Here is a 2,955-nt window from a genome sequence, read left to right on the forward strand (position 1 = left end):
TGTTCAAAGACCTGTTATTCTGCGGGATTTGCGGAAGAAAGCTTAATATCCATAAGAAGAGCAACGGCACGTTACTCATCATGCCTTGTCGAAAAGAGGTGCCCGATAGCGATATAAAATGCAACAATCAGGGAGTGAAGCTGCAGTCGCTGGAAGAAGAGGTACTGCAACAGCTCCAGAACGATCCAAGGCTGCAATGGGATCAACATCTGCAGCCGCAAGAGAAGACAAGCATCCTGATAGATTTACACGAACGTCTGCTGCTGATCGAACAGCAGCTGCGGGAGAACGCAGAGGAACAAGCGGAGCTCATCGAACCCGCGCTGGCAAGGGAGTTGCCGTACAAACTGCTCAAGAGAGTGCATACCCGAACAAAACAGCACCCCATCCTGCAGGAGTCCAGGGCCAAGATCCGAAAGCAAATCCAGGACATCGCAATGGGCACGCAGTTGGATATGAAGGCACCCCGCATCGGATCGTTTGAACATTTCACATCCCTTCCGGCCGAGCAGCAGAACGAAATTCTGAAGCAAAGGGTCAAACGAATCTACTATGTGCGGGTCATGCCAGAGGAGATCCGGGAACTGCCTGCCAGAAGCCCGGAACGTGAAGCCTATCCCTTTCACTATACCATTGAATATTTCTAAGCCCCTGGAGATGCCCCTCACTGCGGCATGCTTAAACACGAGTTATAACACCTTTTAACACTGGGGACATTCGACATGTGTCCGGCTGCGAATGGAAATTAAGAATGATGTAATCCCCCGCTCGCCGCGAGCGGCGAAGAGGAGGAGATACCACTCTCAAGGGATTGAAAAAGCCCAGTAAATACGCGGTTATCTAGACTATACGTAAAAATTACGCTTGATGAATTTAGTTAGGATAAGAAATGACGTCCCGACTGGTGCAACAGGCGTCACGGGCGTGACCGGATTGACTGGAATGACTGGTGCTACGGGGGTTACAGGCCCTACAGCTCCGAACGTTACAGCGAATTATCTGCGTGATACTGGAACTCAATTTACTACTAATAGTGCCTTTTCAACTACATTCCCACTCACAAATATTTTACAGAATGGTACAGCGATTACCCCGAATGCAAACGGTACGATTCACCTGGCTCCTAATCAGTCGTACTATGTGGACTATAATGTTGATGCCAGGGTTCCTCCAGGTAGTAATGGTGGAGCAAGTCTTTCCTTTAATGGCGTTGGTATACCCGGTACCGGCTCTACATTTGTTAATCCCACCGGTGCGCTTATTATGCAAGCTAGTTTATCAGCAAGTGCCATCATTGAATCGGGGGCAACAGGTGGTGATTTGGCACTGAGAGTCAACTCTTCTAATAATGGAACGTCTACGTTTACAAACGCACAGGTCAGCGTATTTAAAATAGCCTAGCCTGAAGAGCAACAGAGCCCCCATCGGGTTAAGGTGAGAAACCTGATGGGAAGTCAACTGCGCCGCCCTTCAGAGGTCCAACCAGCTCTTGAAGGGTGGCCATACTTAGAAGAACCTCAGTCGCTCCGAAGCGAGGATGAGCTAATGAATTTCAGTAAAAGAGGTGGGATATGGAAGAACCCAGCATCTCGTTATGTATGATTGTGAAGAATGAAGAGGAATATCTTCCGAAATGCCTTGGCAGTGTTCAGGGTGTGGTGGATGAGATCATTATTGTGGATACCGGATCTACGGATGCAACGATAGCGATTGCACGGGCCTACGGAGCCAAAGTCATCCCGATGCCCTGGCAGGACAGCTTTGCGGATGCCCGCAATCGCGGGTTCGAGGAAGCGACCGGGGACTGGATTCTCTGGCTGGATGCCGATGAAGAGATGGATGTGGACGAAGCTGGTAAGCTCAAAGAGCTGCTGAACCGGGAGGCTATCCGTGAGCAGAAGATTGAGGGGATTCAACTGGTATTCTGTCATCACGTGGAAGGGGGCGGAACGGAGGAGGTTCAACTGCTCCGAATGGTTCGGAATCGGCCGCAATACCGCTTTGAAGGGAGAATTCATGAACAGATTTTGCCCGGCATGTTGAAATGTAATCCTGGTCTGCAGCTCGGGCAGGTTGATATTCACGTCCATCATTACGGATATCTGCTCAAAAATATCATCGCTCAGGACAAAAAACGCCGCAACCGAACGCTGCTTCAGCAAGTCATGGCAGAGAGTCCGGAAAATCCGGAATATTTTTATTATTGGGGCGTTGAGCTGCTCAGAATGAATGATCTGGAGGAAGCTCTGGGCAGCATGGAGGTGTTTTTGAAGAGGGCTCCCAGCAACATAGGAAAGGGCATACTGACCAGTGCGCACAAATACAGACTGATGGTATTGAAAGATCTGGGACGTTATCACGACTTGATCCGGGACAGCAAGGAGAGCATTGCTCTATTTCCAAGGTTTACGGATTTGTATCATTTAAAGGCCATCGGTTACAGTTCCCTGGGAGAAATCGACGAGGCTATTCATTCATTGCATGGGGCGCTTAGCATCGGTCCTGCTGAGTCAGAGTATCAGAGCATAGCGGGATGCGGTACTTATTTAACGTGCCTGGATCTCGGGAGGTTGTATCATCTTACCGGGAATCCGAAAGAGGCTGATTTCTATTTTACGGTGGCGAGTCTAATGGTCGGCCATCCGGGAATCCGATTCCAGAGACAACCGGATCTTTCAGGATTAGTGTTTCAGGGGTGAAGCGGTCTATCAGGCCACTTGCATTTCGCTGGTGGCCTAAGACGGGTTTCATTCACTATCATCTGTTTCATATGACACACATCCTGATCTTCGATCAGACGGAATACATACATATTCTTTTGTTGTCTATCTGTCCGAAAAGGTATGCCTTTATAAACACAGAATTATGTTGACCGCCGCTCGCCAAGCTCGGCGAATGGAGCGGGGAAGCCTTCCCCCTGGGCGTCTGAAAAGCCCGGAAACACGGGATTTTTTT

At 49.3% G+C, this 2,955-nt stretch carries 3 protein-coding genes; all 3 read left to right on the forward strand.

Going from position 1 to position 2,955, the window contains the following annotated elements; translation table 11 throughout:
* On the forward strand, nucleotides 1–647 hold a 647-nt coding region (locus tag ACE5LO_RS27620; RefSeq protein WP_375523117.1), incomplete at its 5' end, for a recombinase zinc ribbon domain-containing protein.
* Between the two features lie 277 nt (nucleotides 648–924).
* Nucleotides 925–1,401: a hypothetical protein gene (locus tag ACE5LO_RS27625; protein ID WP_375523118.1), complete on the forward strand. Its 477-nt coding sequence runs from the start codon at nucleotides 925–927 to the stop codon at nucleotides 1,399–1,401.
* A 170-nt stretch (nucleotides 1,402–1,571) separates the two neighbouring features.
* The gene (locus tag ACE5LO_RS27630; RefSeq protein WP_375523119.1) at nucleotides 1,572–2,699 is read left to right on the forward strand and encodes a glycosyltransferase; all 1,128 of its coding nucleotides are present in this window, start codon (nucleotides 1,572–1,574) and stop codon (nucleotides 2,697–2,699) included.
* Nucleotides 2,700–2,955 lie beyond the last annotated feature (256 nt).

This window comes from Paenibacillus medicaginis, from assembly GCF_042138635.1.
In the GTDB taxonomy this organism is placed as follows: domain Bacteria; phylum Bacillota; class Bacilli; order Paenibacillales; family Paenibacillaceae; genus Paenibacillus; species Paenibacillus medicaginis.